25 protein-coding genes and 1 tRNA gene are annotated in these 26,698 nt (G+C 70.3%); 16 read left to right on the forward strand and 10 right to left on the reverse strand.

Annotation, left to right across the window (positions count from 1 at the left end):
• On the reverse strand, window positions 1-550 hold a 550-nt coding region (locus ACILRF_RS04875; protein ID WP_395671148.1), incomplete at its 3' end, for a class I tRNA ligase family protein.
• 157 nt (window positions 551-707) lie between these two features.
• Between ACILRF_RS04875 and ACILRF_RS04880 the strand changes: the two genes are divergently transcribed.
• From ACILRF_RS04880 to ACILRF_RS04900, 5 genes are read left to right on the forward strand one after another with little or no spacing between them, the layout of a single operon-like run.
• Window positions 708-1,808 (forward strand): polyamine ABC transporter substrate-binding protein, encoded by a 1,101-nt coding sequence (locus tag ACILRF_RS04880; RefSeq protein ID WP_395671149.1) that lies wholly within the window; start codon window positions 708-710, stop codon window positions 1,806-1,808.
• Window positions 1,805-2,953 (forward strand): ABC transporter ATP-binding protein, encoded by a 1,149-nt coding sequence (locus ACILRF_RS04885; protein WP_395671150.1) that lies wholly within the window; start codon window positions 1,805-1,807, stop codon window positions 2,951-2,953. The genes ACILRF_RS04880 and ACILRF_RS04885 overlap by 4 nt, the downstream gene beginning before the upstream one ends.
• A gap of 13 nt (window positions 2,954-2,966) precedes the next feature.
• A complete protein-coding gene (locus ACILRF_RS04890) occupies window positions 2,967-3,851 on the forward strand; it encodes an ABC transporter permease subunit (RefSeq protein WP_395671151.1) in 885 nt (294 codons plus the stop codon).
• Entirely contained in the window at window positions 3,848-4,645 is a 798-nt protein-coding gene (locus tag ACILRF_RS04895; RefSeq protein ID WP_395671152.1) for an ABC transporter permease, read from the forward strand. Before ACILRF_RS04890 ends, ACILRF_RS04895 begins: the two co-directional genes overlap by 4 nt.
• A gap of 52 nt (window positions 4,646-4,697) precedes the next feature.
• Window positions 4,698-5,444 carry a DUF2243 domain-containing protein gene (locus ACILRF_RS04900; protein WP_395671153.1) on the forward strand — a complete coding sequence of 249 codons (747 nt, stop codon included), beginning with the start codon at window positions 4,698-4,700 and terminating at the stop codon, window positions 5,442-5,444.
• A 14-nt stretch (window positions 5,445-5,458) separates the two neighbouring features.
• Here the strand turns inward: ACILRF_RS04900 and ACILRF_RS04905 are convergent, their stop codons facing one another.
• On the reverse strand, window positions 5,459-7,138 hold the full coding sequence (locus ACILRF_RS04905) for an amidohydrolase (protein WP_395671154.1): 1,680 nt from the start codon (window positions 7,136-7,138) through the stop codon (window positions 5,459-5,461).
• Window positions 7,139-7,260: 122 nt separating this feature from the next.
• Here ACILRF_RS04905 and ACILRF_RS04910 point away from each other — a divergent pair, with 122 nt between their 5' ends.
• Window positions 7,261-7,731, forward strand: coding sequence for a GNAT family N-acetyltransferase (locus ACILRF_RS04910; protein WP_395671155.1), 471 nt, complete (start codon window positions 7,261-7,263; stop codon window positions 7,729-7,731).
• Here ACILRF_RS04910 and ACILRF_RS04915 read toward each other — a convergent pair.
• Window positions 7,728-9,020, reverse strand: coding sequence for a flavin-dependent oxidoreductase (locus tag ACILRF_RS04915; RefSeq protein ID WP_395671156.1), 1,293 nt, complete (start codon window positions 9,018-9,020; stop codon window positions 7,728-7,730). The genes ACILRF_RS04910 and ACILRF_RS04915 overlap by 4 nt on opposite strands.
• 143 nt (window positions 9,021-9,163) lie before the next feature.
• Here ACILRF_RS04915 and ACILRF_RS04920 point away from each other — a divergent pair.
• Window positions 9,164-9,238: transfer RNA gene (locus ACILRF_RS04920), tRNA-Thr, on the forward strand.
• 94 nt (window positions 9,239-9,332) lie between these two features.
• The gene (locus tag ACILRF_RS04925; protein WP_395671157.1) at window positions 9,333-11,399 is read left to right on the forward strand and encodes a PQQ-binding-like beta-propeller repeat protein; all 2,067 of its coding nucleotides are present in this window, start codon (window positions 9,333-9,335) and stop codon (window positions 11,397-11,399) included.
• A 42-nt stretch (window positions 11,400-11,441) separates the two neighbouring features.
• On the opposite strand, the gene ACILRF_RS04930 is transcribed toward ACILRF_RS04925, so the two are convergent.
• Together ACILRF_RS04930 and ACILRF_RS04935 are read right to left on the reverse strand one after the other, a co-directional pair.
• Window positions 11,442-12,257 carry a transglycosylase SLT domain-containing protein gene (locus ACILRF_RS04930; protein WP_395671158.1) on the reverse strand — a complete coding sequence of 272 codons (816 nt, stop codon included), beginning with the start codon at window positions 12,255-12,257 and terminating at the stop codon, window positions 11,442-11,444.
• Window positions 12,258-12,292: 35 nt separating this feature from the next.
• Entirely contained in the window at window positions 12,293-13,318 is a 1,026-nt protein-coding gene (locus ACILRF_RS04935; RefSeq protein ID WP_395671159.1) for an NAD(P)/FAD-dependent oxidoreductase, read from the reverse strand.
• Between the two features lie 85 nt (window positions 13,319-13,403).
• On the opposite strand from ACILRF_RS04935, the gene ACILRF_RS04940 reads away from it, so the two are divergent.
• Window positions 13,404-13,928, forward strand: coding sequence for a CinA family protein (locus ACILRF_RS04940; RefSeq protein ID WP_395671160.1), 525 nt, complete (start codon window positions 13,404-13,406; stop codon window positions 13,926-13,928).
• Here the strand turns inward: ACILRF_RS04940 and ACILRF_RS04945 are convergent.
• Window positions 13,895-14,851, reverse strand: a complete 957-nt coding sequence (locus ACILRF_RS04945) for a LysR family transcriptional regulator (RefSeq protein WP_395671161.1) — start codon at window positions 14,849-14,851, stop codon at window positions 13,895-13,897. The genes ACILRF_RS04940 and ACILRF_RS04945 overlap by 34 nt on opposite strands.
• A 98-nt stretch (window positions 14,852-14,949) precedes the next feature.
• Between ACILRF_RS04945 and ACILRF_RS04950 the strand changes: the two genes are divergently transcribed.
• The gene (locus ACILRF_RS04950; RefSeq protein ID WP_395671162.1) at window positions 14,950-15,531 is read left to right on the forward strand and encodes an NADPH-dependent FMN reductase; all 582 of its coding nucleotides are present in this window, start codon (window positions 14,950-14,952) and stop codon (window positions 15,529-15,531) included.
• Window positions 15,532-15,535: 4 nt separating this feature from the next.
• On the forward strand, window positions 15,536-16,327 hold the full coding sequence (locus ACILRF_RS04955) for a DODA-type extradiol aromatic ring-opening family dioxygenase (RefSeq protein WP_395671163.1): 792 nt from the start codon (window positions 15,536-15,538) through the stop codon (window positions 16,325-16,327).
• On the opposite strand, the gene ACILRF_RS04960 is transcribed toward ACILRF_RS04955, so the two are convergent.
• From ACILRF_RS04960 to ACILRF_RS04975, 4 genes are read right to left on the reverse strand one after another with little or no spacing between them, the layout of a single operon-like run.
• On the reverse strand, window positions 16,302-17,051 hold the full coding sequence (locus ACILRF_RS04960; protein ID WP_395671164.1) for a TrmH family RNA methyltransferase: 750 nt from the start codon (window positions 17,049-17,051) through the stop codon (window positions 16,302-16,304). The genes ACILRF_RS04955 and ACILRF_RS04960 overlap by 26 nt on opposite strands.
• A 53-nt stretch (window positions 17,052-17,104) precedes the next feature.
• The gene (locus tag ACILRF_RS04965) at window positions 17,105-19,222 is read right to left on the reverse strand and encodes a M13 family metallopeptidase (RefSeq protein ID WP_395671165.1); all 2,118 of its coding nucleotides are present in this window, start codon (window positions 19,220-19,222) and stop codon (window positions 17,105-17,107) included.
• A 43-nt stretch (window positions 19,223-19,265) separates the two neighbouring features.
• Entirely contained in the window at window positions 19,266-20,153 is an 888-nt protein-coding gene (locus ACILRF_RS04970) for an NAD(P)H-hydrate dehydratase (RefSeq protein ID WP_395671166.1), read from the reverse strand.
• Window positions 20,150-20,914 carry a histidine phosphatase family protein gene (locus ACILRF_RS04975; protein ID WP_395671167.1) on the reverse strand — a complete coding sequence of 255 codons (765 nt, stop codon included), beginning with the start codon at window positions 20,912-20,914 and terminating at the stop codon, window positions 20,150-20,152. Before ACILRF_RS04975 ends, ACILRF_RS04970 begins: the two co-directional genes overlap by 4 nt.
• 118 nt (window positions 20,915-21,032) lie before the next feature.
• On the opposite strand from ACILRF_RS04975, the gene ACILRF_RS04980 reads away from it, so the two are divergent.
• The 5 genes from ACILRF_RS04980 to ACILRF_RS05000 all read left to right on the forward strand — a co-directional run.
• Complete coding sequence (locus ACILRF_RS04980; RefSeq protein ID WP_395671168.1) at window positions 21,033-21,896, forward strand: pirin family protein; 864 nt, start codon at window positions 21,033-21,035, stop codon at window positions 21,894-21,896.
• A gap of 57 nt (window positions 21,897-21,953) precedes the next feature.
• Window positions 21,954-22,922, forward strand: coding sequence for a Tim44-like domain-containing protein (locus tag ACILRF_RS04985; protein ID WP_395671169.1), 969 nt, complete (start codon window positions 21,954-21,956; stop codon window positions 22,920-22,922).
• 101 nt (window positions 22,923-23,023) lie between these two features.
• On the forward strand, window positions 23,024-24,376 hold the full coding sequence (locus tag ACILRF_RS04990) for an anthranilate synthase component I family protein (protein ID WP_395671170.1): 1,353 nt from the start codon (window positions 23,024-23,026) through the stop codon (window positions 24,374-24,376).
• Between the two features lie 39 nt (window positions 24,377-24,415).
• Window positions 24,416-25,909, forward strand: coding sequence for an aldehyde dehydrogenase (locus tag ACILRF_RS04995; protein WP_395671171.1), 1,494 nt, complete (start codon window positions 24,416-24,418; stop codon window positions 25,907-25,909).
• Window positions 25,910-25,951: 42 nt separating this feature from the next.
• On the forward strand, window positions 25,952-26,698 hold a 747-nt coding region (locus ACILRF_RS05000), incomplete at its 3' end, for an MFS transporter (RefSeq protein WP_395671172.1).

Consider the following 26,698-nt stretch of genomic DNA (forward strand, 5'->3'; position numbering starts at 1 on the left):
GCACCTCGAGGTTCCGCGAGCCGGAGACGGCCGAGTACGGGTCCTTCAGGTCCAGCGGATCGAGCAAGCGGCCGCAGTTGTCGCACTGGTCGCCGCGCGCTTTCGGATAGGCGCAGACCGGGCAGGTCCCTTCGACGTAGCGATCCGGCAGGAAGCGCCTGTCGTCGAGGGAATAGATCATCCGATCGGTCCGCTCTTCGATCAGGCCCTTTTCCTCCAGGACCTCGCAGAAGTGCTGGGTCAGGCGGTGGTTCGGCGGATTGGACGAGCGGCCGAACCAGTCGAACGACAGGCCGTAGGCGGCGCCGATGGTCTTCTGGATCTCGTGCTGCTCGTCGCAATAGGTGCGCACGTCCTGGCCGGCGGCGGCGGCGGCGAGCTCCGCCGGGGTGCCGTGCTCGTCGGTGGCGCAGATGTAGAGGACCTCATTGCCCTCGGCCCGCTTGAACCGCGCGAAGACGTCGGCCGGCAGCATCGAGCCGGCGAGATTCCCGAGGTGCTTGATCCCGTTGATGTAGGGCAGCGCGGACGTGATCAGGATGCGGGACATAAGGCTTCCGGGCTTGGAAAGACGGCGCCTTATAGGCCGCGGCGACGCCCAACCGCTAGCGCGTAGCGCAGTTGGGATTGAGGCGGAGCCCGCGGCGCCTATAAACGTTCGGCCGGGGACCGGAGGGCGGATCGCTCCCGGCTGGAGGACGAGACGCATGGGCGGATGGTGGCGCGCGATCGCCGGAGCGGCGGCGGCCCTGGCGGTCGCCTCCTGTGGCCAGGGCGGCGGCGGCGCGGGCGAGCTGCGCATCCTGAACTGGTCGGACTACATCGACCCGGCGCTGCTTGAGGAGTTCACCAAGGAGACCGGGATCAAGGTCCGCTACGACACCTTCGATTCCAACGAGGTGCTCGAGACCAAGGTCCTGCAGGGCGACACCGGCTACGACATCGTCGCGCCGTCGAACCACAACGTGCCGCGCTACATTCAAGCTGGCGCGATCCAGGCGCTCGACAAGGCGAAGCTGCCCGGCCTCGCCAACCTGTCGCCGGAGATGATGCGGCACATGGAGCCGTTCGATCCGGGCGGCCGCTACACCGTCCCCTACATGCAAGGCACGATCGGCATCGGCTACAACGCTGACGCGGTGGCCAAGCGGCTGCCGGGCGTCGCCATCGACAGCTGGAAGGTTGTGTTCGAGCCGGCGAACCTCGCCAAGCTCCAGGACTGCGGCGTCAACTTCCTGGACGCGTCCGAGGACATGTATGCGGTCGCCCTGCACTACCTGGGACGCGACCCGAATTCGAAGAACCCAGCGGATTATGCGGCGGCGACCGACATGCTGCTGAAGATCCGCCCCTATGTGCGCAAGTTCCACTCGTCGGAGTACGTCGAGGGTCTGGCCAACGGCGACGTCTGCCTGGCCATCGGCTATTCGGGGGACATCCTGCAGGCCAAGGACCGAGCGGCCGAGGCCGGCAACGGTGTGAAGGTCGCCTACGCCATCCCCAAGGAAGGCACGCAGGTGTGGTTCGACGTCTTCGCCATTCCCGCCGGCGCCCCGAACACCGAGGCGGCGCACAAGTTTCTGGAATTCATGCTGCGGCCGGAAATCGCGGCGCGCGCGACCAACTTCACCCACTATGCCAACGCCAATGCCAAGGCGACGCCGCTGGTGGCCGAGGCGGTGCGCAACGACCCGACGGTCTATCCGCCGGCCGAGGTGGTCAGCCGCTTCTTCGTCACCACCGCCAAGGACCAGGCCCTGCTGAGGGAGGTGAACCGGCAGTGGACGCGGGTGCTGACCGGTCAGTGAGCGGGCCCCGCTCCCTCGGCGCCGTCCGCTCGGCGTTCGCGCCCTGGGAAGCGCCCGGCGCGCGGCCGCTCGTCCGTTTCGAGGGCGTCACCAAGCGGTTCGGCGACGTCCATGCGGTGAAGGACGTCAGCCTCGACATCTACGAGCGGGAGTTCTTCGCCCTGCTCGGCCCGTCTGGCTGCGGCAAGACCACCCTGATGCGGATGCTGGCCGGGTTCGAGGCGCCGGACGCCGGCCGCATTCTGCTGGAAGGCCAGGACATCGCCCGCCTGCCGCCGCACGCGCGGCCGGTGCACATGATGTTCCAGTCCTACGCCCTGTTTCCACACCTCAGCGTCGCCCAGAACATCGCGTTCGGCCTCAAGCCCCAGAAACTGTCGAAGACGGAGGCCTCGGCCCGGGTCGAGGAGATGCTGGCCCTGGTCCGGCTCGAGGGCCTGGGCGGCCGCCGCCCCGACCAGCTTTCCGGCGGACAGCGCCAGCGGGTCGCCCTGGCGCGGGCGATCGCCCCGCGTCCGCGCATCCTGCTGCTGGACGAGCCCCTGGCCGCCCTCGACAAGAAGCTGCGCGACGAGACGCAGTTCGAACTGATGCGCCTGCAGCACGAGCTCGGCATCACCTTCATGATCGTCACCCACGACCAGGAAGAGGCGATGGTCACCGCCGACCGGATCGCGGTGATGCGCTCAGGCCAGATCGTGCAGATCGGCCGGCCGGCGGAAGTCTATGAGGCGCCGGCCAGCCGCTACGTGGCCGACTTCATCGGCGAGGTGAACCTGTTCGAAGGCCGGGTGGCGGGGACCGAGGACGGTCGCCTGCGCCTGACCTCGGCCGAGGCGGCGGACGGGCTGGTCGCGCTCAGCGGGCCGCAGGCGCACGACGCCACGGCCTGGCTGGCGGTGCGGCCCGAGAAGATGGTCCTCCATCCGGACCCGCCGCCCGCGGGGCCGAACCGCCTGGCCGGCGAGGTGGTGGACATCGCCTACCTCGGCGACTGGACGACCTATGTGGTCGAGATCGCGCCGGGCCGGACGGTGCGGGCGGCGCGCGCCAACGCCACCCGGACGGTGGAGCGGCCGATCGGCTGGGACGACAAGGTCTGGCTGACCTTCGACCCCGACGCCGCCGTGGTGCTGACCCAATGAAGGCGCTCTCCCAGTGAAGGCGCAGCGCGCGGGACTGGCGGCGGTCCTGCCCTATCTTTGGCTCGGCCTGTTCTTCGCCTTCCCGTTCCTGCTGGTGGCCAAGCTGTCGCTGTCGGACGTGGCGCTGGCGATCCCGCCCTATGCGCCGCGGATCGACTGGAGCGCCGGCGCTGAGGGGCTGGCGGCGTTCGTCCGCGCCCTGGATTTCGAGACCTACGCGCGGCTGACGCAGGACCAGCTTTACGCTGTCGCCTATCTGTCGAGCCTGAAGTTCGCGGCCTTGGCGACGCTGATCCTGCTGCTGATCGGCTATCCGATCGCCTACGGCATCAGCCGATTCCCGACGGCGACGCGCAACGCCCTGGTGATGGCGGTGATCCTGCCGTTCTGGACCAGCTTCCTGATCCGCATCTACGCCTGGGTGGCGATCCTCAAGCCCGCCGGCCTGCTCAACGCCGGCCTCGCGGCGTTGGGCCTGCCGGCCGTCAACCTGCTGAACCGCGACGCCGGCGTGCTGATCGGCCTGGTTTACGCCTACCTGCCGTTCATGGTGCTGCCGCTCTACGCGGTGCTGGAGAAGCAGGACGAGAGCCTGATCGAGGCGGCGCGGGACCTCGGGGCGACGGCGGTGGGCGCGTTCTGGCGGGTGACCTTCCCTCTGTCCCTTCCTGGCGTGCTGGCCGGCTCGCTGCTGTGCTTCATTCCGATGGTCGGCGAGTTCGTGATCCCCGACCTGCTCGGCGGCTCCGGCACCCTGATGCTGGGCAAGACCGTCTGGACCGAGTTCTTCGCCAACCGCGACTGGCCGGCGGCCTCCGCGGTGGCGGTGGTGCTGCTGGCGACGCTGGTGATCCCGATCGTCGTCTTCCAGCGCAGCCAGGCGCGGTTCCTCCGATGAGCGGCCGACGCAGCGGACCCACGGCCTTCAACAAGGTCGCGGTCGGGCTCGGCCTGGCTTTCCTTTACGCGCCGATCGTCCTGCTGGTGCTCTATTCGTTCAACGACAGCCGGCTGGTCACCGTCTGGGGCGGATTCTCGACCCGCTGGTATGGCGCCCTCTTCCGCGACCAGCAGATGCTGGACGCGATCTGGGTGACGCTGCGGGTCGGGGTGATCTCGGCGACGCTGGCGGCGGGGCTCGGCCTTCTGGCCGCCATCGCCCTGGTGCGCGGCGGCGGGTTCCGGGGACGGCTGCCGTTCCTCGGGATGATCTACGCGCCCCTCGTCATGCCGGAGGTGATCCTGGGGCTGTCGCTGCTGCTGCTGTTCGTCAGCCTGGGGCTGCCGCGCGGCTTCTGGACGGTGACGCTCAGCCACGCGACGGTGACGCTCTGCTACGCCACGGTGGTCATCCAAGCGCGGCTCGCCGACTTCGACCGCAGCCTGGAAGAGGCCGCGCAGGACCTCGGCTGCACGCCCGTAGGCGCCTTCCTGAAAGTCACCTTGCCCAACATCGCGCCGGCGGTAGCGGCGGCCTGGATGCTGGCCTTCACCCTGTCGCTGGACGACCTGGTGATCGCCAGCTTCACCTCCGGGCCCGGGGCCACGACCCTGCCGATGCGGCTCTACAGCCAGGTGCGGCTGGGCGTGAACCCGCAGATCAACGCCGTCTCGACCCTGCTGATCGGCGTCGTCGCCACCGGCGTCATCGCCGCCTGGCTGGTCCGGCACCGCAGAGACCGTCAAATCTGAATCGGGCGAACACGCCGGCAAGCCGGGCGTTGGAGCTCTACGGGAGCGCCACATGCGGGTGTCAGGCTCGATCGGCTGGGCAATGCTGCTGGGCGTCGCCCTCGCTGGCTTCTTCGACGGCATATTGCTGCACCAGATCCTGCAGTGGCATCACCTGTTGAGCCTCGTTCGCGGCATGGACGACCTTCGCGTGCAGGTGCTTTGGGACGGCTATTTCCACGCCCTGATGTACGTTCTGGCAGCGGCGGCCCTGCTCGGGCTCTGGCGACGGCGTCAGCGCGGCGATCCACGTCGGATGCTGGCCGCCGTTCTGCTGGGGTTCGGCGCCTGGCAAGTCGTCGACGCCGCTCTCTTTCATTGGCTGCTGGGCATTCACCGCATCCGGGTGGACAGCGACGACCCGCTGGCTTGGGACCTCGGTTGGCTGGTGGCCTTCGGCCTCGTCCCGCTCCTCATCGGCTTCTGGCTAATGGGTGGGCCGAAAAGGCCCAGGCGGCTCGGGGCCAGCGCAGCGGTGGTGCTGCTTGCGGCGGCGACGGGGATTGCCGCCGTTTGGGCCTTGTGGCCGCCCCCTCCGCAGGCGTTCGCCACCGTGGTGTTCCGGCCGGGTCTGCGGCCTGACCAGGTCTTCGCTGCCCTCGCCCATGCAGAAGCGCGGCTGGTCTCGGCCGACGGCCGGATGGGGATCGTGGTCGCGGACGTGCCACCCGGGCGCCGCTGGACGCTATACCGCCATGGTGCGCTGCTGGTCAGCGGGGCCGGCCTGCCGGCCGGCTGCCTTGACTGGACGCGCAGCTAGCGCTCTGAGGCAGGCTAGCGCTCGAAGATCGGCCGTCCGCCTAGCACAGTGGCGTCCACTTTCACGTCGAACAAATCCGCCGCTTTCGTCGTCGTGAGGTCGCGGTCGAGGATCGCGAAGTCGCCGAGCTTGCCCGGTGTGATCGAGCCCTTGGCGTCGCCTTCGAAGATCGAGTTCGCGGCCCACTGGGTGAACATGCGGATGGCGTCTTCGAGGTCCGGCGACTGGCCGGCCGGCGCCGAGCCGCCCTCCTGGGGCGAGGCGACCATGCCGCCGATCCCCAGCATCGGCGAGAAGAACGGCACCGTCCCGGTGGCGTCGGAAATCGCCACCGGCTCCAACCCCTGCTCGATCATGGTGCGATAGCGCGGCACCGGCTGGGCGGCCCAGCCGGCGGGCCGTGCGCCGCGGCCGTTCGGAGCGGTGATCGCCACCTTCATCCCGAGCCGGCGCATGCGGACCATCTCCTCCGGCGTCAGGGTCGAGTAGTGCTCGAGGCGGTGGCGCAGGTCGCGGGGCAGCCGAGCCTGGGCCTTCTCCACCGCCGCCAGGGTGTTACGCAGGCTGTCGCCGGCCTGGTGCATAAGGATCTGCAGGCCCTGCTTGTGGGCGCGCCAGACGACGTCGTCGAGCTCCTCCTGGGTCCACTTCAGATCGGTCACGGGCTTGAGCGCAGCGTCATAGCCGGCCCCGGCCACGAAGATCTTGATGCCGCCGAAGCGCAGCATGTCGTCGCCGAAACCTGGCGACAAAGCGAACTGGCGGACCGATTCCAGCGAGATCATCGCCGGCACGGTCGGATAGTAGCGGACCCGCATCGGCAGCTGGCCCTGCGCCTGTAGTTCCTGGACCACCGGCATGTCGTCATCGAACAGCGGGATGGTCACGACCGATGTGATGCCCTTGGACGAAAAGTTCGGCACGACCTGGGTGCGCAGCGCCTCACGCTTCTCCGCATAGGTGTGGGCGTCGTTGGGGATCAGGTCGAAGGTCTCGGTGACGACGCCGGTCGGCCGGCCGTCAGCGTCGCGGGCGACGTCCGTGCCGACCTTGCGCCGGCCATCGCGCCAGCGGATTTCGCGCGCCTCGGCCGGGTCCCAGAGCTTCAGCATCTTGAAGGCCATGGTGTTCATCGACCAGCCGTGGAAGCCGCCCATGAACACCACCGGATGGCGCTCGCTGACGGTGTCCAGCTCCAGGCGGGTCGGGAAGCGTTTCTCCGCCAGCAGGTTCTGCAGGCCAAAGGAGCCGCGGCCGATCACCCAGCGGCCCGGTTCGGTCCGGGCGGCCTGCGCCCGCAGGACCCCGAGGATCTGCGGCACGCTGGTCATCGGCGGCGAGTGCACGTCCGATTGCAGTCCCGCGTAGTAGTAGGACGCAATCTCCAGGTGGGTGTGGCTGTCGATGAAGCCGGGCACGACCGTGCGGCCGCCGGCGTCGATGCGGCGCACGCCGCGCGCCATGCCCTGGACCTCGGCATTGCTGCCGACATGAACGATGCGCCCGGCGCGCACCAGAGCGGCCTGGGCCCGCGGCCGGGACGGGTCCATGGTCCAGATGCGGCCGTTGAGGATGGCCAGATCGGTTCCGAGGTCCGGCTTCTGCTTGACCACGGTCGACGCCAGCTGCTGGGCCATGGCCGGACCAGCCAGCCCCGCACCGGCGGCGCCGGTGATGAAATCGCGGCGTCTCATGGCCGTCCCTCCCGTTTGGTTTGGGTGGAATGCACGGCGTGGCGGAGGCTTCGTCAAGTGCAATCGCAGAACTGCAATCGATCCTGTAAGCTTGACCACAGAGCAACGTACAGGACCTGAGAATGCCGATCGAAATCCGCCCGCTGACCGCCAACGACCGGGCCGTCTGGGAGCCTCTGTGGCTCGGCTACCAGAACTTCTACGAGGTGGTGATTCCGCCCGAGGTCAGTGATGTCACCTTTGGTCGGCTGCTCGACCCGGCCGAGCCGATGTGGTGCGCCTTGGCCTGGGACACCGACGGTCCGAACGGCGAGGAGGCGGTCGGCCATGTCCATTACATCCGTCATCGCACCTGCTGGACGGCGGCGGACACCTGCTATCTGCAAGACCTGTTCGTCGCCCCGAACCGACGTGCGAAGGGGATCGGCCGTAAACTGATCGGCCATGTCTACGACGCCGCCTCGAAGATGGGCTGCAGCCGGGTCTACTGGCTGACGCACGAGACCAACACCGACGCCATGAAGCTGTACGACCAGGTGGCCGACAAGCCGGGCTTCGTGCAGTACCGCCGGGCGATGCCCGCCTCGCTCTAGCTCGCGAGGGCCGCGACTCGGGCGCCCGGCGCGATGGTGGGCGGCGCGGCGTTCAGGGTCTCGATGGCGAAGCCGGCGGCGGCCTTGTAGCCGGCCATGAAGGCCTCGCGCTCGGCGGCCGGGATGACGTCGTCGACGTTCTCGAACTCGCCGCCGCAACGATCGTCGATGAGGTTCAGGAGGCCGAACGGCCCCGCGCCGCGGTTGCGCAGGATGAGCTGCGAGATCGGACCGCACAGCTTGGCGTCGAAGGCCGCCAGGGCGGCGGGCGTCGCGCCGTGCTCGCAGAAGGCCGCCCCGAGAACGCGGGCGTCGACGATCGCCTGGCTCGCGCCGTTGGAGCCGGTCGGATACATGGCGTGAGCGGCGTCGCCGAGCAGCGCCACCGGCCCATCGACCCAGGTGGGCACGGGATCGCGGTCGATCATCGGATTTTCGAAGGCGCAGTCCGCGGCGCGGATCATCGCCGGCACGTCCAGCCAGTCCCAGGTCCAGCCGTCGAAGTGATGGGCGAAATCGTCGGGCCGCACTTCGCGGAACCAGCCTGGATGCTTCCAGCCGTCGGCGTTGTCGGTGGTGATCTCGGCGATCCAGTTGATCATCGACAGCCCCGTCGCCGGGTCCGGCTCGGAGATCGGGTAGAACACCACCCGATGGCGGTGCGTGCCGAGGCCGACGAACGAGGCGCCGGTGCGGATCGGCCGCCCCCAGGTCACGCCGCGGTACATGATCGCCCCGCCCCAGTGGATCGGCGGCTGAGTCGGATGCATCTGGGAGCGGACCGCCGAATGGATGCCGTCCGCCCCGATCAGCAGCCGGGCGTGCGCCTCCCTTTTCGTCCCGTCCGCCTGTTCGTAGTGGACCTCGACCCCGCTGGCGGTCTTGCGGTAGCCGGTGACGCGGCAGCCGAGGCGCACCGCCTGGGGGCCGAGCCGCTCGACGACCTTGCGGTAGAGCAGCATGTGGAATTCGCCGCGGTGGATGGCGTACTGCGGCCAGTCGTAGCCGGCCAGGCGCCCGCGCGGTTCAGAATAGACGTCGTGGCCGTTCAGGCCGACCAGCGCCCACTCCTTGGCCTGTTTGCCGACCCGGTCGAGCTCGGCTTCGGTGATGCCGAGGTCGTAGAGTTCGCGGATGGCGTTGGGCTGAAGGTTCACGCCGACGCCGAGCGGACGCATCTCGCGCGCCGCTTCCATGACCACGCAGGGCACGCCGATCTGGTGCAGCGTCAGCGCCGTCGCCAGCCCGCCGATGCCCCCGCCGGCGACGACCACCAGATCATCGATCACGCTTTGACTCTCCAGCTGTTTGAGGTCTCACCTATCGTCCGACGGCGGCGCGCGGCAAGCGCCTTCGCGCCCCCGGGACGCTGCGCCGCGTCGGGCAGTTGGCAAGCGGGCCGGGTCGTGGCATCGGTCCGCGGACGCAAAGGGCCGGATTAGCTCAGCGGTAGAGCAGCGGTTTTGTAAACCGAAGGTCGCGGGTTCAATCCCTGCATCCGGCACCACCCTTGCCCGCCAGCCCCAGACAGTCCAACCTGCCCATCTGAGATCACGGATCCGCCCAAGCGGACCGACAAGAAGATCCTGGGGAGGGCGTCGATGAAGCGGATCGCAGGTTCCGTCGCGGCCGTGCTGGCCGTGGCCATGGTGGTTCAACCGTCCGTTGCGCAGCAGGCGCGTGGGCCCGCTTCCAAGGGGCCGGGCGCGGTGACCGAGGCGCGGGTGCAGGCCGAGGCGGCGGCCGGCGGCGACTGGCTGGTCAACGGCCGCGACTTCAGCGCCAAGCGGTTCAGCCCGCTGACCCAGATCAACGCCGGCAACGTCAAGGACCTGGGCCTGGCCTGGTCGCTGGACATCGACAGCCCGATGGGTCTGCCGGTCGAGCCGATCGTCGTCGACGGGGTGATCTACATCTCCGGCTCGCTCAACCGCGTCTATGCGGTGGACGCCAGCTCCGGCCGGCTGAAGTGGCGCTACGACCCACAGGTCAACCTGACCGCCATGCGCAACTCGTGGGCCGCGCGGACCAGCCGCGGCGTCGCGGTGTGGGAAGGCAAGGTCTTCGTCGCCACCGGCGATTGCCGGATGATCGCCCTGGACGCCGAGCGGGGCGCCAAGCTGTGGGAATCGCCGATCTGCGCCGACAGCACCCAGACCGGGCCGACCGGGGCGCCGCAGGTCGGCGGCGGCAAGGTCTATATCGGCTACAACGGCTCCGACTCCGGCGTCCGCGGGTCGGTGGCCGCCTTCGACGTCAACACCGGCAAGATGGCCTGGCGGTTCTGGAACACGCCAGAGAACCCGGCCAAGGGCCAGCCCAACAAGGCGCTGGAGATGGCGGCCAAGACCTGGTCGGGCGAGCGCTGGTGGGAAGCCGGCGGCGGGGCGGTATGGAACACCCTGGCCTACGACCCGACCACCCGCCTGCTGATCTATGGCACCGCAACCCCGGGCGACGGACCCGACTTCGCCTCGAAGACCAGTGGCGATCGGCTGTTCTCGGGCTCGATCGTGGCGGTGAAGGCCGATACCGGCGAATACGTCTGGCACTACCACACGGCCAAGCACGTGAAGGGCTATGAGCCTTCGAACCCGAACTATCCCGGCAACCCGGACAACCACAACATCGTCATCACCGACCTGAACGTCGGCGGCCAGAACCGCCACGTGGTTTTGACCATGCCGCGGTCGGGGATCTTCTTCATCCTCGACGCCAAGACCGGCCAGTTGATCTCGCACAAGCCGGTGTCCGAGCGGCGGCAGGCCGACCTGAGCGGGCCGGACGCCAGCGGCAAGCCGCGCACCCTGTCGGGCCGCAACTGGTGGCCGATGAGCTTCAACCCCGACACCGGCCTCGCCTACATCCCGATCTACGACTACGCCGAAGGCGGCGGCTATGGCGCGGCCCCGGCCGGCCGGCTGCTGGCCTGGGACCCTGTGGCGCAGGAGTCGCGTTGGTCGATCCCGCAGCCGCTGTCGGTGAACAGCGGCGTGCTGTCCACCCATAGCGGGCTGGTGTTCCAGGGACAGGGGACCGGCGAATTCTCCGCCTACGCCGCCCAGGACGGGCGCAAGCTATGGTCGGTGCAGACCGGCTCGGCGATCCATTCCACGCCGGTGACCTATCGCCAGGGCGGCGAACAGTACGTGCTGGTCCCCGTCGGGTTCGGTTCCAGCTCGCGCCTGTTTGGGGCCAACAGCCACATGGCGACGCCGGAATCAAAGCGCGGCCGCGCCCGGTTGCTGGCCTTCAAGCTCAACGGGACGGCGCCGTTCCCGGACCGCCAGGTGGTCGTGCCGCGCGTCCCGCAACCGCCGCCGCGCATCACCGACCCGGCCATCCTGCGCGCCGGCCAGCAGGCGGCCAACAAATTCCGCTGCACCAACTGCCACGGCGCGGGCCTCGACGGCAGCGGCGCCTGGATCCTGGGCGGCGCGATCCCCGACCTGCGCTACATGCCGAAGTACGCCCACGACCGGTTCATGGCGGTGGTCATGCACGGCGCGAGCCGGGCGCGCGGCATGCCCGGCTTCGCCGACGGCGGGGCCAACTATCCGCTGGTGAAGACCAAGATGACGGAGGCCGACGCCAAGGCGATCCAGGCCTACATCATCGACCTGCAGTGGAAGCTCTACGAGGCGGAGCAGAAACAGACGGGGCGGTAGGCTCCCTCTTCCGGCCAGGACGGCAGACGGAGAGAGCCCGCGTCAGCTGTCGCGGGCGTCGGAGAGGACGCGGAGCATCTCGCTGGTGAAGATCGAGCCCGTCAGGCGGGTGCCGACGCCGAGCTGGTCGGCGGGCTGGGCGCCGCGCAGGATCAGGGCGACGAGAGCGTCCTGTTCGGAGGCGCGATCGGCGCGGCGCGCACTCGCGTACTGGATGAAGCCGCCGTCCTCGTCCTGGGCGGGGGCGACCGCCTGGCCGGCGCCGCCGGTGCGGGTGAGATTGGCGTAGACCTCGGCCACCGAGGCCGGCCGGCCGTCGCGGTAGAAGATGGCTTTGTTGGCCCGGGCCGCGTCAGGGAACAGGTGGTGAGCGGCCGCGTCGGGCCGCGAGGACGCGGCCTCGATCAGCTTCGCCGAGCCCTGCGGCCCGAGGAAATGGGCGGCGTAAAGTTCGCCCGCGGTCGGGTCGCGCCCGACCCGGCCCTTCAGGTAAGCGGCGTGGTCGGAGGCCAGTTCGCCGGCCATCAGCGAGGCGGCGTGCGGGTCGAGCCGCAGGTCCATCACCGCGCGGCGTGCCTCGCCCCCGGCGACCTGATAGCGGCCGTCGGCGCTCCTGGTGATCAGCTCGGCGTAGCGGGCGTAGCCGTACTTCGAGCCGTGGGTCTTGAGGGTCTGGAGCCAGGTCTGTTCGACGAACTGGAAGAGGCCGGCGGCGGAGGAACTCGACGCCTTGGCCTGCGGGTTGAAGCCGCTTTCGCGCTTGGCCGTGCGCATCAGGAACGAGAAGTCGACGCCGGTGGCGTTCGACGCGCGCTGGATCGCCGTCTCGACCGCGCCTCGGATCGCCTGAATCGCCATGACCCCTATGGGGCCCGGTTATGGTTAATGCGGCGCTAACCTTCTGGGCCAAAGCGGCGTGGATCGAGGCGTGCGGCGAACGGTCCCGGCTCCGCGCCGGTCAGCTGGGCGACCACGGCCCGGGCGACGAGCGGGGCCAGCAACCAGCCGTTGCGACGGGCGCCGGCGGCGATGGCCACGCGGGGCGTGCGGCTGAGCCCGGCCAGCGGCAGGCCGTCGGGGGTGGCGCCGCGGACGCCGGCCTGGAGCTCGTATGCGGCGCCCGTCAGACGCGGGGTGACGCGGGCGGCGGCGGCCAGGAGGGGCGGCCCCTGGGCCGGATCGACGACGGGGTCGCCGACGCCCGCCTCCATGGTTGCGCCGACCGCGACGCCGCCATTGGCCGGGGCGATGTAGACGCCTGGCCCGCGGATGGTCATGGCCGGCGGCGCAGCGTCAGGCAGCCGCAGGATATGGCCCTTGATCGGCGTCAGGGCGGCGAGTTCCGGCGCGACCTGCGCGAGGGTCGTCGAGGCGCCGGTGGCGATCACCAGCCAGTCGGCCTCGCCGCGTTCGCGCACCTCGTCCGTGCGCAACTCGACGCCGGCGTCCTGCGCCGCCGCGCGCAGGGCCCCCAGCGCCTGGGCCGGCGAGAGGCGCCAGTCCTCGCGGGTCAGCAACGCCGCGGCGTCTGACGGCAGGCCGCCGGTCAGGGCCTCGGCGGCGGCGCGTGGCAGTTCGGCGGCGCGCAAGCCGAGGCTGGCGAAGCCGTCTGCGACCTCGGCCAGCCAGGACGCCGGGCCGACGCCGAGCGCGCCGGCGCGGTCAAGGCGCACGCCGGCCCGCGCCTCGAGCGCCGGCCAGAGGTTGCGGGCGGCGAGCAGGACCTCGAAATGCGGCCGGGCGGAGTCGTCCAGGACGGCTTCGAAGGCGGGGGCCAGCATGCCCGCCGCGACGCCCGAGGCGTTGGCCCCAGAGGGGTCGGCAAGCGTCACCCGCCACCCGGCGTCGGCCAGGGCCAGGGCCGTGACGAGGCCAAGGGCGCCCGCGCCGGCGACGGTGACTGTCGGCTCCGCTGTCATCGGTCCTAACGAGCCGCCAGCGTCTGGAAAAGCAAGAGGAACCGCCGCCTGGGCGACGGGTTCAGTCCGGGGAAAGAGACAGACCATGGCCGAAGCGCTCGATCCCGCCATCCCCGGCGCCGTGGACACCCTGGCGAACTTCGTCCTGCGCGAGGCCTGCGACCGCAACCTGAAGCTGGCGGCGGCGGAGAGTTGCACCGGCGGCCTGCTGGCGTCGCTGCTGACCGACATGCCGGGGCGGTCGCACGCCTTCGAGCGGGGTTTCGTCACCTACACCAACGAGGCCAAGCAGGAGATGCTGGGCGTGTCGGCCCAGATCCTGGAGACCGACGGCGCGGTGTCGGAGGCCTGCGCCCGGGCGATGGCGGAGGGCGCCCTCGCCCACTCCCGGGCCGACGTCGCGGTGGCGATCACCGGCTTCGCCGAGGGCGGGCCGGGCCAGCCGGCGGGGCTCGTTCATTTCGCCTGCGCGCGCACAAACCGGCCGACCCTGCACCGCGAGCTGCGGTACGGCGACGTCGGCCGGGCGGCCGTGCGGGTGCAGGCGCTGGAGACGGCGCTCGGCCTGCTGCGCGATCAGCTGGTCGGGAGCGCGACGGCGGCGGCGTAGGGCACGGGGTGCCGGCTGCCCCAGCCCTGGTGCCATTCGGGCTCGCCGGCGTAGCGCTGGGCCAGGAAATCGACGAACACCCGAACCTTGGCCGCCAGATGCCGCGCATGTGGGTAGACGGCGTGGACGTAGATCATCTCCGGCTCGAAGCCGCAGAGGATCGGCGTCAGGGCGCCGGATCGCAGGTCGTCCGCCGCCGCGAAGGCCGGCGTGCGGGTGACGCCGAAGCCCTGACGGGCGGCGGCGACGCAGGCGTGGGCGCCCGAGAAGCTGAGCCGGCCGCGCACCCGCACGTCGTGCCGCTCGCCCTGGCCGCCGAAGCGCCAGACGGTCGGGTCCTTGGCGTTGGTGTCGATGATCGCCTCGTGGGCGGCCAGGTCCTCCAGCGAGGTCGGGGTTCCGGCGCGGGCGAGGTAGTCGGGCGAGGCGCAGGTGACGAGGCGCACCGCCGCCAGCTTCCGCGCCACGAGCGAGGAGTCGGCCAGGGCGCCGATGCGCACGGCGACGTCGAACCCGTCCTCGACCAGATTGACCATCCGGTCGGTGGAATGGACGTCCAGGGCGACGTCCCGGTACTGGCAGGCGAAGTCGAGCAGGGCGGGCGTGAGCTGGCTGGCGCCGAACGACACCGGGACCGATATTCGCAGGAGCCCGCTCGGGCCGCTCTGGTCGCGCACCGAGGATTCCAGGCTGTCGAAATCCTCGAGCAGCAGGCGGGCCCGCTCCAGGTAGGCGCGGCCGGTGTCGGTCAGAGACACGTCGCGGGTGGTGCGGTTCAGCAGCCGCGCGCCAAGCCGGTTCTCCAGGCGGGCGATGAGCTTGGACGTCTGCGCCCCGGAGATGCCAAGCCGCCGGGCGCCTTGGGTGAAACTGCGCGCCTCCGCGACGGCGGCGAACGCGTTCATCTCGTCGAAGCGGTCCAAGATTGCTTCTCCTTCGGCAACAAACTTATGCGCTCCGCCCGGATTATCAACATCCGAGCGAGACCCCAACTTCCCGCCATCGTTATCGGAGATCGCTCATGTCCCACCCCCGCAACGTCGCCGTCATCGTCGGCAGCCTGCGCAAGGATTCCGCCAGCCGGAAGATCGCCAAGGAGATCGCTGCGCGCGCGCCGACGAACCTGCGCTTCGACTTCGTCGAGATCGGCGCCCTGCCCTTCTACGACCAGGACCTGGAGACGGCGACGCCGCCGGTCGAATGGACCGCCTTCCGCGAGAAGATCGCGGCCGCCGATGCGGTGCTGTTCGTCACGCCCGAATACAACCGCTCGATCCCCGGCGCGGTGAAGAACGCCATCGACGTGGGCTCACGTCCCTATGGCCAGGCGCCGCTGAGCGGCAAGCCGGCGGCGGTGGTCTCGACCTCGGCCGGCGCTCTGGGCGGGTTTGGCGCGAACCACCACCTGCGCCAGACGCTGGTGTTCCTCGACATGCCGACGCTGATGCAGCCGGAAGCCTATATCGGCAACTCGCTGGCGCTGTTCGACGAGAACGGCCAGCTGGTCAACGAGCAGACCGGCCAGTTCCTCGGCAAGTTCGCCGCGGCGTTTGCCGACCTGATCGACCGGCACGCCGCGAACGCCGCGAGGAAGGCGGCGTAAGGCCATGCGTCAGCCGACCTTCTTCATCCCGCATGGAGCCGGTCCATGTTTCTTCATGGACTGGACCCGCGGCCCGGCCGACACCTGGGACAAGACGGCGGCGTGGCTGAAGAGCCTTGTCGTCGACCTCCCCGAGCCGCCGCGCGCGGTCCTCGTGGTGTCCGGGCACTGGGAGGCGGGCGCGTTCACGGTCGGCGCAGCCGAGCGCCCGGAGCTGATCTTCGACTACCGCGGCTTTCCGGAGCACACCTACCGGCTTGAGTTCGATCCGCCGGGCTCGCCGGGCCTGGCGAGCGAGGTGGTCGCGCGCCTGCAAGCGGCGGGGCTGCCCGCGGCGAGCGACGCCCGCAGGGGCTACGATCACGGCGTGTTCGTGCCGCTGAAGGTGGCCTTGCCCAAGTTCGACATCCCGGTGGTTCAGATGTCACTTCAGGGCGATCTTGATCCGGCGCTGCATCTGGCCGCCGGGCGGGCCCTGGCGCCGCTGCGCGACGAGGGGGTGCTGATCATCGGTTCCGGCATGAGCTGGCACAACATGCGCGGTTTCACCCCGGCCTTCACCGCAAAGTCGGCGGCGTTCGACGCCTGGCTGGCGCGGGCGGTCAGCGAGCCGCAGGGTCGCGAGGCGATCCTGCAGGCGTGGGACGGGGCCCCGTACGCCCGCGAGGCGCATCCGCGCGAGGAGCATCTTGCGCCGCTTTTCGTCGCCGCAGGCGCGGCGGCCGGCGAGCCGGGCGCCGCCGTCTTCCGCGACACGGTGATGGACGTGGTCATCTCCGGAGTCCGCTTCGGCTAGCGGCGGCCAAGCGGTGCAGCACGATGCCGCTGGTCGTCGCAACGTTGAGGCTGTCAAACCCGCCGCTCATGGCGATCCGCACTGTCCGGGTGCGAGAAAGGACTTCCGGCGACAGCCCCGGTCCCTCCGCGCCGAACAACGCCGCCGTGCGGGGCGTCCGCCTGACGTCGTCCAACTCGACCTCGCCCGAAGGCGACAGCGCCAGCACCTCGAACCCGTGGGCGGCGAGCATGGCGACGAGATCGCCCTCCACCCGGGCGAACGGCACAACCAAGGCCGCGCCGACCGAGACGCGGATCGCCTTGCGATAAAGCGGGTCGCAACACCCGGCGTCGAACAGCACGGCGTCGGCGCCGAAGGCGGCGGCGTTGCGGAACAGCCCGCCCATGTTGTCGTGGTTGGCGATCCCCGACAGGGCCACCACCAGCGCTCGCGTCGGCAGCCCGGCCAGCAGCTCCGCGGCCGAGAACTCAGCGCGTCTCCCCACCGCCAGGATGCCGCGGTGGATCGGGAAGCCGGCGATGGCGTCCATCACCCCCTGCGCGGCCACATAGACCGGCGCGTCGGTCAGTCCGGACAGGAGGTCCGTTATCGACGGGAGGCGCTGTTCGGCCACCAGCACCGAGGTCAGCGGATGGCGGCCGGCGGCGATCGCCTTTTCAACCACCACCCGTCCTTCGGCGACGAACCGGCCATTGCGGCCGACGAGGTCGCGCTCGCGCACCGCCAGGTAGTCGGCGATGCGGGGGTCGGCGGGATCCTCGATCCGGATGGGCGCTACCAGATGCGCACCCGGTCGGCAGGTTCGAGGTGCAGCCTCTGCCCCGGCCTGACGTCGAAGGCCGGGTACCAGGCGTCGAGGTTGCGGACGGTCAGGGCGCGGTACATGCCCGGCGAGTGGACGCCGGTGACCACCGCCCGGCGCAGAGCCGCCTCGCGGTATTTGGTGCGATAGTTCTGCGCCCACCCGAGGAAGAACCGCTGGTCGCCGGTGACCCCATCAAGCACCGGGGCCGGAGCGCCGTCCAACGACAGCTTCCAGGCGTCGTAGGCCGTGGCGAGGCCGGCGACATCGGCGATGTTCTCGCCCAGCACCTGCTCGCCGTTGAGCTTGAGGTCGGGGAAGACCTGATAGGCGCTGTACTGGTCGGCGAGCCGCTTGGTGCGCGCCTTGAACTGAGCGAGATCGGCCGGCGTCCACCAGTTGCGCAGGTTGCCGTCGCGATCGAACTGGGCGCCCAGGTCGTCGAAGCCATGGCTGACCTCGTGGCCGATCACCCCGCCGATGGCGCCGTAGTTGACCGCCGGATCGGCGTTGGGATCGAAGAACGGCGGCTCCAGGATGCCGGCCGGGAAGATGATCGAGTTCTGCGACGGCGCGAACAGGGCGTTCACCGTCTGGGGCGTCATGAACCACTCCTCGCGGTCCACCGGCCCGCCGAGCTTGGCGAGGTTGCGGCGGTATTCGAAGAGTTCGGCCCGCTGGGCGTTGCCGTAGGCGTCGCCGCGCACCACCGTCAGGCCCGAATAGTCCCGCCACTTATTGGGATAGCCGACGTAGACGCGGAAGTTAGCCAGCTTGCGCCTGGCTTCGGCCTTGGTCTCGGCGGTCATCCAGTCGATGCGGTCGATACGCTGGCCGAAGGCGGTGAGGACGTTGCGCGCCATCTCCTCGACCTGCGCCTTGGCCTCGGGACTGAAGTGGCGCTGAACATAGAGGCGACCGACGGCCTCGCCGAGGGCGCCGCTGGTCGCATCGACCGCCCGCTTCCAGCGCTCGCGCTGCTGCGGCGTGCCGGAGAGGGCCTGGCCGTTGAAGGCGAAGTGCTCGTCGACGAACGCCTTCGAAAGGTTGGGCGCGCCGCGATCGATGGCGTGGAAAGCGAGGTAGTCGCGCCAGGCCTGGATCGGCTGGTCGCCCGCCAGCTTGGCGAAGCCGGCGATGGCGGTGTCCTGCCAGGCGCCGAAGCGCGGCTGATCCTGCAGTCCGGCGGCGGTGAGGAAGGCGGCCCAGTCGAGACCCGGCGCCTTGCGGGCGAGCTCAGCGCGCGTCCAGACGGTGTTGGCCTTGGTGATGTCGGCGGTCTGGTCGACGGTCCAGTGGGTCCGGGCGATGGCGGTCTCAAGCGCCAGGACGCGGGCGGCGCGGGCCTCGACGTCAGAATAGCCGGCCAGCCGCAGCATGGCGGCGACGTGGGCCTTGTACTTGTCGCGCAGCTCGGCGAACCGCGCGCTGGTCCCGACGTAGTATTCCCGATCGGGCATGCCGAGGCCGCCCTGCATCAGATAGGGCCGGTACTTGGTCGTATCGTCGAGGTCCTCGGCGACCCACACGCCGAGCGGCCGATCGGTGTAGAAATCGGTGGCGTTGAGGGCGTCGACGTCGGCTCGCAGCGTGGCGCCGAGCTGGCGGGCGAGGTCGGCGCGGGTACGAATTGCGTCGATGCGGGCAAGGTCCGGCTTCAAGGGCGCGGCGCCGAGGGCCTCGACGGCGGCCTCGTCGAGGAAGCTGGCGTAATAGTCGCCGATCTTGCGGGCGTCGGAGCCTTCGGCCGCGCCGGTCGCCGCGGCCTCCTCGATGATGGCCCGGGTACGCTGGGCCGCGGTCTCGGCGATGACGGCGAAGCTCGTCAGGTTGGAGCGGTCGGCCGGGATTTCCGTCCGCGCGACCCAGCCGCCATTGGCGTAGGCGAAGAAATCGTCACCCGCGGCGACGCTGCGGTCCATGCCGGCGACGTCAAAACCGAAGGTTCCGAAATAGGGCTTGGGCCGCGGCGCCGCCGGCGGCGGCGGGGCGTCGGCCAGCGGCGGGGCCGGCGGGGCGGCCGGGGTGGCGCAGGCGATCAGCAGGGCCGCAGCGCAAGCGCACGCCAGCCAGGAAGGGCGAAGGATCATCGCGAACTCCGAATGGGTCTTGCCGCCTGTATACGACCTTCCGTCAGGCGCCGCCCAGTTCAGCGAGGGCCGGGGCCACCTCGTCGACGAGTTCGCGGGCCAGGAAGCCGAGACGCGCCACGCGCTGCGACAGCCGGGCGCCGGCCCGCGCGTGGGCGGCGACGCCCCAGACCGCGGCCTGAACCGGCGGCGCGCCGCGGGCGATCAGTCCGGCGATGACGCCGGCCAGGACGTCCCCGGAGCCGGACGTGGCCAGGCCGGCCAGACCGCCGTCATGTCGCCAGGCCGAACCGTCCGGCGAGACGATCACCGTACGGGCGCCCTTCAGCACGATCACCGCCTGCAGCGCCGCGGCCGCGTGGCGGGCGGCGGCCAGCGGATCGGCGCAGACCTCGTCCTTGGAGGCGCCGACCAGCCGGGCCATCTCGCCGGCGTGGGGGGTCAGCACCAGTTCGCCATGTCGCGCGGCGGTGCGCGCCGGCTGGTCGCCGAGAGCCGCCATCGCAGCGGCGTCGACAACCATCGGCGGGCCGCCGGCCTCGACAATGCGCAGCGCCAGTTCGCCGGCCGGTCGCTGGTCGATCATGCCAGGGCCGATCACCGCGGCCTGACAGTTCGCCAAGGCGTCAGCGAGCACCTCCGCCGCCTCGGGCGCGAGTTCGCCGGCCAGGGTTTCGGGGGCGCCGATCACCCGGGCTTCCGGCAGGGCCAGGGCCAAGTCGCGGGCGAGGCTGGCTGGGGCCCCGATCTGCAGCTTGCCGGCCCCGGCCCGAAGCGCCGCCTCGCCGGTCAGGCGGGTGGCGCCGGCCACCTCCGCGCCGCCGGCCAGCACGAGCACCCGGCCGCGCGCTTCCTTGTCGCTCTGGTCCGAGACGGCAGGCGGCGGCCAGCCGGCGAGGTAGTCCGGCGTGACGAGCGTCGGCGCGCTCATCGCGCCGCCACGGCCGCGTCCGGCTCGGTCGTGACAGGCGCGCCCTCGCGCTCCAGCGGGGCGGTGAAGTTGTAGCGGAACAGCTTGAGTTCGCCGTTCGGCCCTGCCGAGCCGTCTAAGCGGTATTCGGTGACGGAGCAGTTGGCGACGTCCTGGCCGCGGTCGATGGCCAGGATCTCCTCCTCGGTCATGCATTCGATCAGATAACGCAGGCAGAGGACCACGACCTGATGGCTGACAATCAGCACCCTTCGGCCGGCATGGTGCAACGACAGGGTGTCGAGGGCGCTGCGCAGCCGCAGGATCACGTCGCACCAACTCTCGCCGCCCGGCGGGCGGTGATAGAATTTGCCCAGCAGGCGGCGGAACTCGGCCTGCTCGGGGTGGTGTTCGGCGATGCCATAGCGGGTCAACCGGTCGAGAATTCCGAACTCCTTCTCCCGCAGCCGCTCGTCCGGCGTCGGCCGGTGGGTGTCGTGGGAGAAGCCACCGCAGTCGCGGACGATGTCGGCGGTGCGCATGGCCCGCACGTAGGGGCTGCTCAGCACCACCTCCGGTCGCTCGCCCGCGGGCATTTCGGAGAACCAGCGGCCGAGCGCGCACGCCTGTTTCTCACCCAGGGCGGACAGCGGCACGTCGACGTCGCGGTCGGCGATGTCGATGCGGCCGTGGCGCGAGGCCTCGGCCAGGTTGCGGGCCACGTTCCCGGCGCTCTCGCCATGCCGCACGATCCAAAGCCGCTCGGGCCAACGTGACGCCACGCCTGCTCCTTCCCTGACAATCGCTGTCGGGATCAAACGCCAGGCTGGGCTTTGGGATGCGCGGCGGCTTGCGCGGACCTCGCGCCGGCTTATGCGTTGTCCTTCAAAAGGACCGCCGATGCCGCTCAAGACGATCACCGCCCAGCACCCTGCCTACCGCGACGACATCGGCGATCTGACCACCCGCCGCCCGGTGCCTGGACCGCAGGTGGCGCAGGTGGACCCCTTCCTGTTCCTCAACCACCACGGCCCGCAGGTCTATCCGCCGAACAACCGCGGCCTGCCGTTCGGACCGCATCCGCACCGTGGATTTGAGACGGTCACCTTCGTGCTCGAGGGGGAGCTTGCGCATCGCGACAGCGCCGGCCACGAGAGCATCATTGGGGCCGGCGGCGTGCAGTGGATGACCGCCGGCTCCGGCCTGATCCATTCGGAGGTGTCGCCGGAGCGCTTCCTTCAGACCGGCGGGCCGCTTGAGATCCTGCAACTGTGGGTCAACCTGCCCTCGCGGCTGAAGATGACCCAGCCCCGCTACACCGGGCTGCAACGCGAGCAGATCCCGGCGCTGGGGGCTGACCAGGGGCGTGTCGCGGTCAACCTGATCGCCGGGAGCTGGGGCGGCCAGACGGGGCCGATCGCCTCGCTGACCGGCGTCTTCATGAGCACCATCGAGATCAAGGCCGGCGGGCGGACGGGTTTCGGTTCGCTCAGCGGGCGGAGCGTCTTTCTCTACGTGGCGCGGGGGCAGGTGACGGTGAACGGCCGCGCCGCGGCGGAATGGAACCTCGTCGAGCTCGACCTTGCCGGCGACACGGTAGAGATCGCCGCCGAGACCGACGCCCTCCTGCTGTTCGCCCACGCAGAGCCAATCAGCGAGCCGGTGGTGGCCCACGGGCCGTTCGTCATGACCACCCGCGAGGAGATCATGGACGCCATCCGCGACTACAATGCGGGCCTGTTCGAAGGCGTAGGCGCCGGCTGAGCTACCGGCCCGGGTCGGGGCCGCCTATATGTGAGCGGCAAAGGGAGAATCTAAGTCATGAGTGGTATGCGGACGCGCCTGGGCTGCGCCCTTGGAGTGACGCTGGCGGTGACGTTGCTGGCCGCCGAGCCCGCCGACGCGCGGCGTGGCGGCAGCTTCGGCAGCCGGGGCGGGCGCACCTTCTCTGCACCGCCGCGCACCCAGACCGCGCCAAACCAGACGGCGCCGGTCCAGCGCTCGATGACGTCGCCGCAGCCGGGGCAGCAGACGGCGGCCCGACCCAACGCCGCGACGCCGGGTCCGGCCCAGGCGCAGGCCCGGCGCCCGGGCTTCGGCGGTTTCGCCGGCGGGATGCTGGGCGGCCTGCTGGCCGGCGGCCTGATCGGCGCCCTGCTGGGCAACGGCTTCGGCGCCGGCATGGGCGGCATCTTCGCCGCCCTGCTCCAGGGCGCGCTGATCGGCGGGGCGATCTTCCTGCTGTTGAAGCTGATCCGGCGTCCGAAACCCGCCCTCGCTGCGGCCGGCTATGGCCAGACGTCGCGCTTCGAGGCGCCGCAGCAGCCGTACGGCTACGGCGGCGGCGCGGTCCCGCCGACCCCGGCGGCTTCCGGTCCGCTAATCGAGATCGCCGTCACCAGCGCCGACCGCGACGCCTTCGAACGCCTGCTGGTCGAGGTGCAGGACGCCTTCGGTCGAGAGGACTACGGCGCGCTGCGGGAGCGGACGACGCCCGAGATCATGTCGTTCCTGTCCGAAGAGCTCAGCCAGAACGCGACGCGCGGCCGCCGGAACCAAGTGAGCGGCACCCGCCTGCTGGAAGCCGACGTGGCCGAGGCCTGGCGCGAGGCCGACCGCGAATACGTCACGGCGGCGATCCGCTACGAGAGCCGAGACTACATGATCGACCGCGCCAGCGGCCAGATGATCGCCGGAGACTCCGACCAGCCGACTGAGACCACCGAGCTGTGGACGTTCGTCCGCCAGCCGGGTTCTGACTGGAAGCTGTCGGCGATCCAGGAGGCCTGAGGGCGGGCGCCCTCCCCGGTCATGGCCGGGCGAATTCCGGCCATGACGATCCCTCTGGAGACGGTAGCCCGAGCGGGTCGGCCACGCTAAAGCCTCGTCGAATGCAAGCCGTTGCGTTTATCGAGGCGCCCTGGCGCGAGCCGGCGGCGGTGTTGACGGCCTTGGCCGAAGAGCCGTGGGCCATCGGCTTGATTTCCGATGGGGACGGCCCCTGGTCCTACGTCGCCGCGCGGCCTGATGCGACGCTGACGCTGGCGGCCGACGATCCGCGCGATCCGTTCGAGGCCCTCGCGGCGCTGGCCGGGCCGCCCCTGCCCGCTGATCCGGAGGGTCCGCCCTTTCAGGGCGGCGTAGCGGGGCTGGCGGGGTACGAGCTCGGAGACCGCGTCGAACATCTCGGGCTGCCAAGGCTCTCGGGCTGGCCCGACCTTGCCTGCGCGCGGTACCTGGCGCTGCTGGCGTTCGACCACCGACGCCGCAGGATCGTCGCCATCGGCCGTGGAAGCGACAGCGAGGAGGCGCGGACCTGGGCCGCAGAGGCGTTGGGCTGGCTTTCGCTGCCGCCCCCCCGCGCGATTGCGCCGGGGGCCGATCTCGAGGCTGACCCGCCCCACGAGTACGAGGCGGCGGTCGCAGAGGTGGTGGCTCGCATCCGCTCCGGCGAGATCTTCCAGGCGAACATTGCGCGGCGCTGGCGCGGCAGGCTGGCGGCCGGCGCCCGGCCGGCGGATGTCCTGGATGGTCTGGCGATTGCCAGTCCGGCGCCGTTCGCCAGCTACCTGCGCCTGCCGGGTCTGGCGCTGGTTTCAAACTCGCCGGAGCGGTTCGTCGAGGTTCGGGCGCAGGACGGCGTGCTGCTGGCAGAGACCCGGCCGATCAAGGGCACCGCGCCGCGCGGCGCGGATCTGGCGCAGGACCGCGCCAACGCCGAGGCCCTGCTCGCCTCCGCGAAGGATCGGGCCGAGAACCTGATGATCGTCGACCTGATGCGCAACGACCTCGGGCGGGTGTGCGAAGTCGGCAGCGTGGCGGCGCCGGCGCTGTTCCGGCTGGAGAGCTTCGCCAATGTCCATCACCTGGTCTCGAAGGTCACCGGCCGGCTGGCGGAAGGGCGGACCGCCGTCGACCTGCTGCACGCGACGTTCCCGCCAGGTTCGATCACCGGCGCGCCAAAAGTTCAGGCGATGAAGGTGATCGCCGACCTGGAGCCGCCGCGCGGCCCGTTCTTCGGCGCCATGTTCCGCCTGGGCTTCGACGGGGGCTTCGATTCCAGCGTCCTGATCCGCACCGCGGCCTTCGCGCAGGACGCCGACGGCTGGAGTGTCGAGATGCGAGCCGGCGCCGGCCTCGTGGCAGACAGCGATCCCGCCGCCGAGCGCCGGGAGACGGAGGCCAAGGCCTCGGCGTTGCGGACGGCGCTGGAAAGCCGTGCATCCGCCGCCACTGAGGGTTAAAAGCCGATCTGAAATCTCAGTGACGATCGGATCCCCGCCATGAGCCTCGACACCACAGAAACCTGGGCCGACAAGGCCAACGCTCTGAGCCTGCGCACCCAAGCCTTCATCGACGGGAAGTTCGTGGACGCCGCCTCGGGCAAGACCTTCGCCTCGATCAACCCAGCGACGGGGAAGTCGCTGGCCGATGTAGCCGCCGGCGACACCGAAGACGTCGACCGCGCCGTCCGGGCGGCGCGCAAGGTTTTCGAAAGCGGGGTCTGGTCGCGGATGTCGCCGGCCCAGCGCGGCCGCCGGCTGGTCAAGCTGGCTGAACTGATCGACCAGCATCGCGAGGAACTGGCTCTGCTGGAGACGCTGGACGTCGGCAAGCCGATCCGCGACTCCCTGGGGGTCGACGTGCCGCTGACCGCCACCTGCATCCGCTGGTACGGCGAGGCGATCGACAAGATCTACGACGAGATCGCCCCCACCGCCCGCTCGGCCGTCTCGCTGATGCGCCGCGAGCCGCTCGGCGTGGTCGCCGCGGTGGTGCCGTGGAACTTCCCGCTGTTGATGGCTGCGTGGAAGATCGGGCCGGTGCTGGCGGCCGGCAACTCGCTGGTCCTGAAGCCCGCCGAGCAGTCGCCGCTGTCGATCCTGCGGGTCGCCGAACTGGCCATCGAGGCCGGCATTCCGGAAGGCGTGTTCAACGTCGTCACCGGCTTCGGCGAGACCGCCGGCCGGGCGCTCGGCGTCCACATGGACGTCGATGCGGTGACGTTCACCGGCTCCACCGAGGTCGGCAAGTACTTCATGACCTATTCGGGCCAGTCGAACCTGAAGCGGGTCAGCCTGGAATGCGGCGGCAAGTCGCCGAACATCGTACTGGCCGATGCGCCGGACCTTGACGCGGCCGCCACCGCCGCGGCCTGGGGCATCTTCTACAACCAGGGCGAGGTCTGTAACGCCGGCTCGCGCCTGATCGTCGAGGAGCCGATCCGCGAGGAATTCGTCGAGAAGGTCATCAAGGTCGCCAAGACCATCAAGGTCGGCGATCCCCTCGATCCCAAGACCGAGATGGGCCCCGTCGTCGACGAGAGCCAGATGAAGCGGGTCATGGCCTACATCGCCAAGGGCTCGGAAGAAGGCGCCGCGCTGAAGCTGGGCGGCGACTCCGTCGCCGGGGAGAACGGCTACTTCATCTCGCCGACCGTGTTCGAGGATGTCCGCCGCGACATGACCATCGCCCAGGAAGAGATCTTCGGGCCGGTGCTGTCGGTGATCAGCGCCAAGAACGTCGACGAGGCGATCGCGATCGGCAACGACACCATCTACGGCCTGGCCGCGGCGGTCTGGAGCCGGGACATCAACACCGTCTTCAAGGCTTCCGAGGCGCTGAAGGCCGGCGTGGTGTGGGTCAACTGCTTCGACCACGGCGACATTTCCTCGCCGTTCGGCGGATTCAAGCAGTCAGGTTTCGGCCGCGACAAATCCCTGCACGCCATCGACAAGTATACCGACATCAAGACGACCTGGATCCACCTCGGCTGAGGCCGAGGCTGAGATCCGGGAGACAACGATAAGGGGGGTGTCATGGCGGGGCTGACGGGCGTCTATCGCGGCTGGTGGGTGCTGGCGGCGTTGTTCGTCACCGGCATGATGGTCTACGGCGGCGGCCTCTATGGCTTCTCGCTGATGGTCCCGCCGCTCAGCGAGGAGTTCGGCTGGAGCCGCGCGGCGACGGCCGGTCTGGTGTCGGTATTCTGGCTGGCGGCGCCCCTGACCCCGCTCGGCGGGCGGGCTATCGAGCGGTTCGGCGCGGTGCGCGTGGTGTGCGCCGGGGTGGTCCTCGAGACGGTCTGCCTGGCGCTGGTCAGCTTCACCGACTCCCTGACCGTCATGTACGTGCTGCGCGGCCTGATGGGCGTCGGCAAGATCATGATGATGGCCGGCGTCACGGCCCAGGCCTCGGCTTGGTTCCGCCGCCGGTTCGGCCTGGCGATCGCCATCTGCTACGCCGGCTGGCACTTCGGCGGCCTGACGATCGCGCCGCTGACGCAGTATCTGATCGACGGCGTCGGCTGGCGCTCGGCCTGCCTGATCATGGCGGCGCTGATCGCCGCGCTGTCGCTGCCGGCCATGTGGCTGTTGGGCGGCGGCAAGCCGACAGAGGAAGAACTCGCCTTCGAGGCTGGGCCAGCCGAGGCGGCGGTCATCGACGACAAGGCCGCGGCCCTGCGCGCGCTGCGGACCTGGGCCTTCTGGTCGCTCGCGGCGATCACGGCGCTCGGCAGCTTCACCTACGGCGCCCTGCTCGGCAACGAGGCGGCGCTGGTCGAA

Source organism: Phenylobacterium sp., assembly GCF_044236515.1.
Taxonomy (GTDB): domain Bacteria; phylum Pseudomonadota; class Alphaproteobacteria; order Caulobacterales; family Caulobacteraceae; genus Phenylobacterium.

What these genes read in the sequence shown, in the direction of transcription:
- ACILRF_RS04880 (WP_395671149.1), top strand. Translation starts at nt 708, where the DNA reads ATGGGCGGATGGTGGCGCGCGATCGCCGGAGCGGCGGCGGCCCTGGCG.
- ACILRF_RS04895 (WP_395671152.1), top strand. Translation starts at nt 3,848, where the DNA reads ATGAGCGGCCGACGCAGCGGACCCACGGCCTTCAACAAGGTCGCGGTC.
- ACILRF_RS04900 (WP_395671153.1), top strand. Translation starts at nt 4,698, where the DNA reads ATGCGGGTGTCAGGCTCGATCGGCTGGGCAATGCTGCTGGGCGTCGCC.
- ACILRF_RS04905 (WP_395671154.1), bottom strand. Translation starts at nt 7,138, where the DNA reads ATGAGACGCCGCGATTTCATCACCGGCGCCGCCGGTGCGGGGCTGGCT.
- ACILRF_RS04910 (WP_395671155.1), top strand. Translation starts at nt 7,261, where the DNA reads ATGCCGATCGAAATCCGCCCGCTGACCGCCAACGACCGGGCCGTCTGG.
- ACILRF_RS04925 (WP_395671157.1), top strand. Translation starts at nt 9,333, where the DNA reads ATGAAGCGGATCGCAGGTTCCGTCGCGGCCGTGCTGGCCGTGGCCATG.
- ACILRF_RS04930 (WP_395671158.1), bottom strand. Translation starts at nt 12,257, where the DNA reads ATGGCGATTCAGGCGATCCGAGGCGCGGTCGAGACGGCGATCCAGCGC.
- ACILRF_RS04935 (WP_395671159.1), bottom strand. Translation starts at nt 13,318, where the DNA reads ATGACAGCGGAGCCGACAGTCACCGTCGCCGGCGCGGGCGCCCTTGGC.
- ACILRF_RS04940 (WP_395671160.1), top strand. Translation starts at nt 13,404, where the DNA reads ATGGCCGAAGCGCTCGATCCCGCCATCCCCGGCGCCGTGGACACCCTG.
- ACILRF_RS04950 (WP_395671162.1), top strand. Translation starts at nt 14,950, where the DNA reads ATGTCCCACCCCCGCAACGTCGCCGTCATCGTCGGCAGCCTGCGCAAG.
- ACILRF_RS04955 (WP_395671163.1), top strand. Translation starts at nt 15,536, where the DNA reads ATGCGTCAGCCGACCTTCTTCATCCCGCATGGAGCCGGTCCATGTTTC.
- ACILRF_RS04965 (WP_395671165.1), bottom strand. Translation starts at nt 19,222, where the DNA reads ATGATCCTTCGCCCTTCCTGGCTGGCGTGCGCTTGCGCTGCGGCCCTG.
- ACILRF_RS04970 (WP_395671166.1), bottom strand. Translation starts at nt 20,153, where the DNA reads ATGAGCGCGCCGACGCTCGTCACGCCGGACTACCTCGCCGGCTGGCCG.
- ACILRF_RS04980 (WP_395671168.1), top strand. Translation starts at nt 21,033, where the DNA reads ATGCCGCTCAAGACGATCACCGCCCAGCACCCTGCCTACCGCGACGAC.
- ACILRF_RS04985 (WP_395671169.1), top strand. Translation starts at nt 21,954, where the DNA reads ATGAGTGGTATGCGGACGCGCCTGGGCTGCGCCCTTGGAGTGACGCTG.
- ACILRF_RS04990 (WP_395671170.1), top strand. Translation starts at nt 23,024, where the DNA reads ATGCAAGCCGTTGCGTTTATCGAGGCGCCCTGGCGCGAGCCGGCGGCG.
- ACILRF_RS04995 (WP_395671171.1), top strand. Translation starts at nt 24,416, where the DNA reads ATGAGCCTCGACACCACAGAAACCTGGGCCGACAAGGCCAACGCTCTG.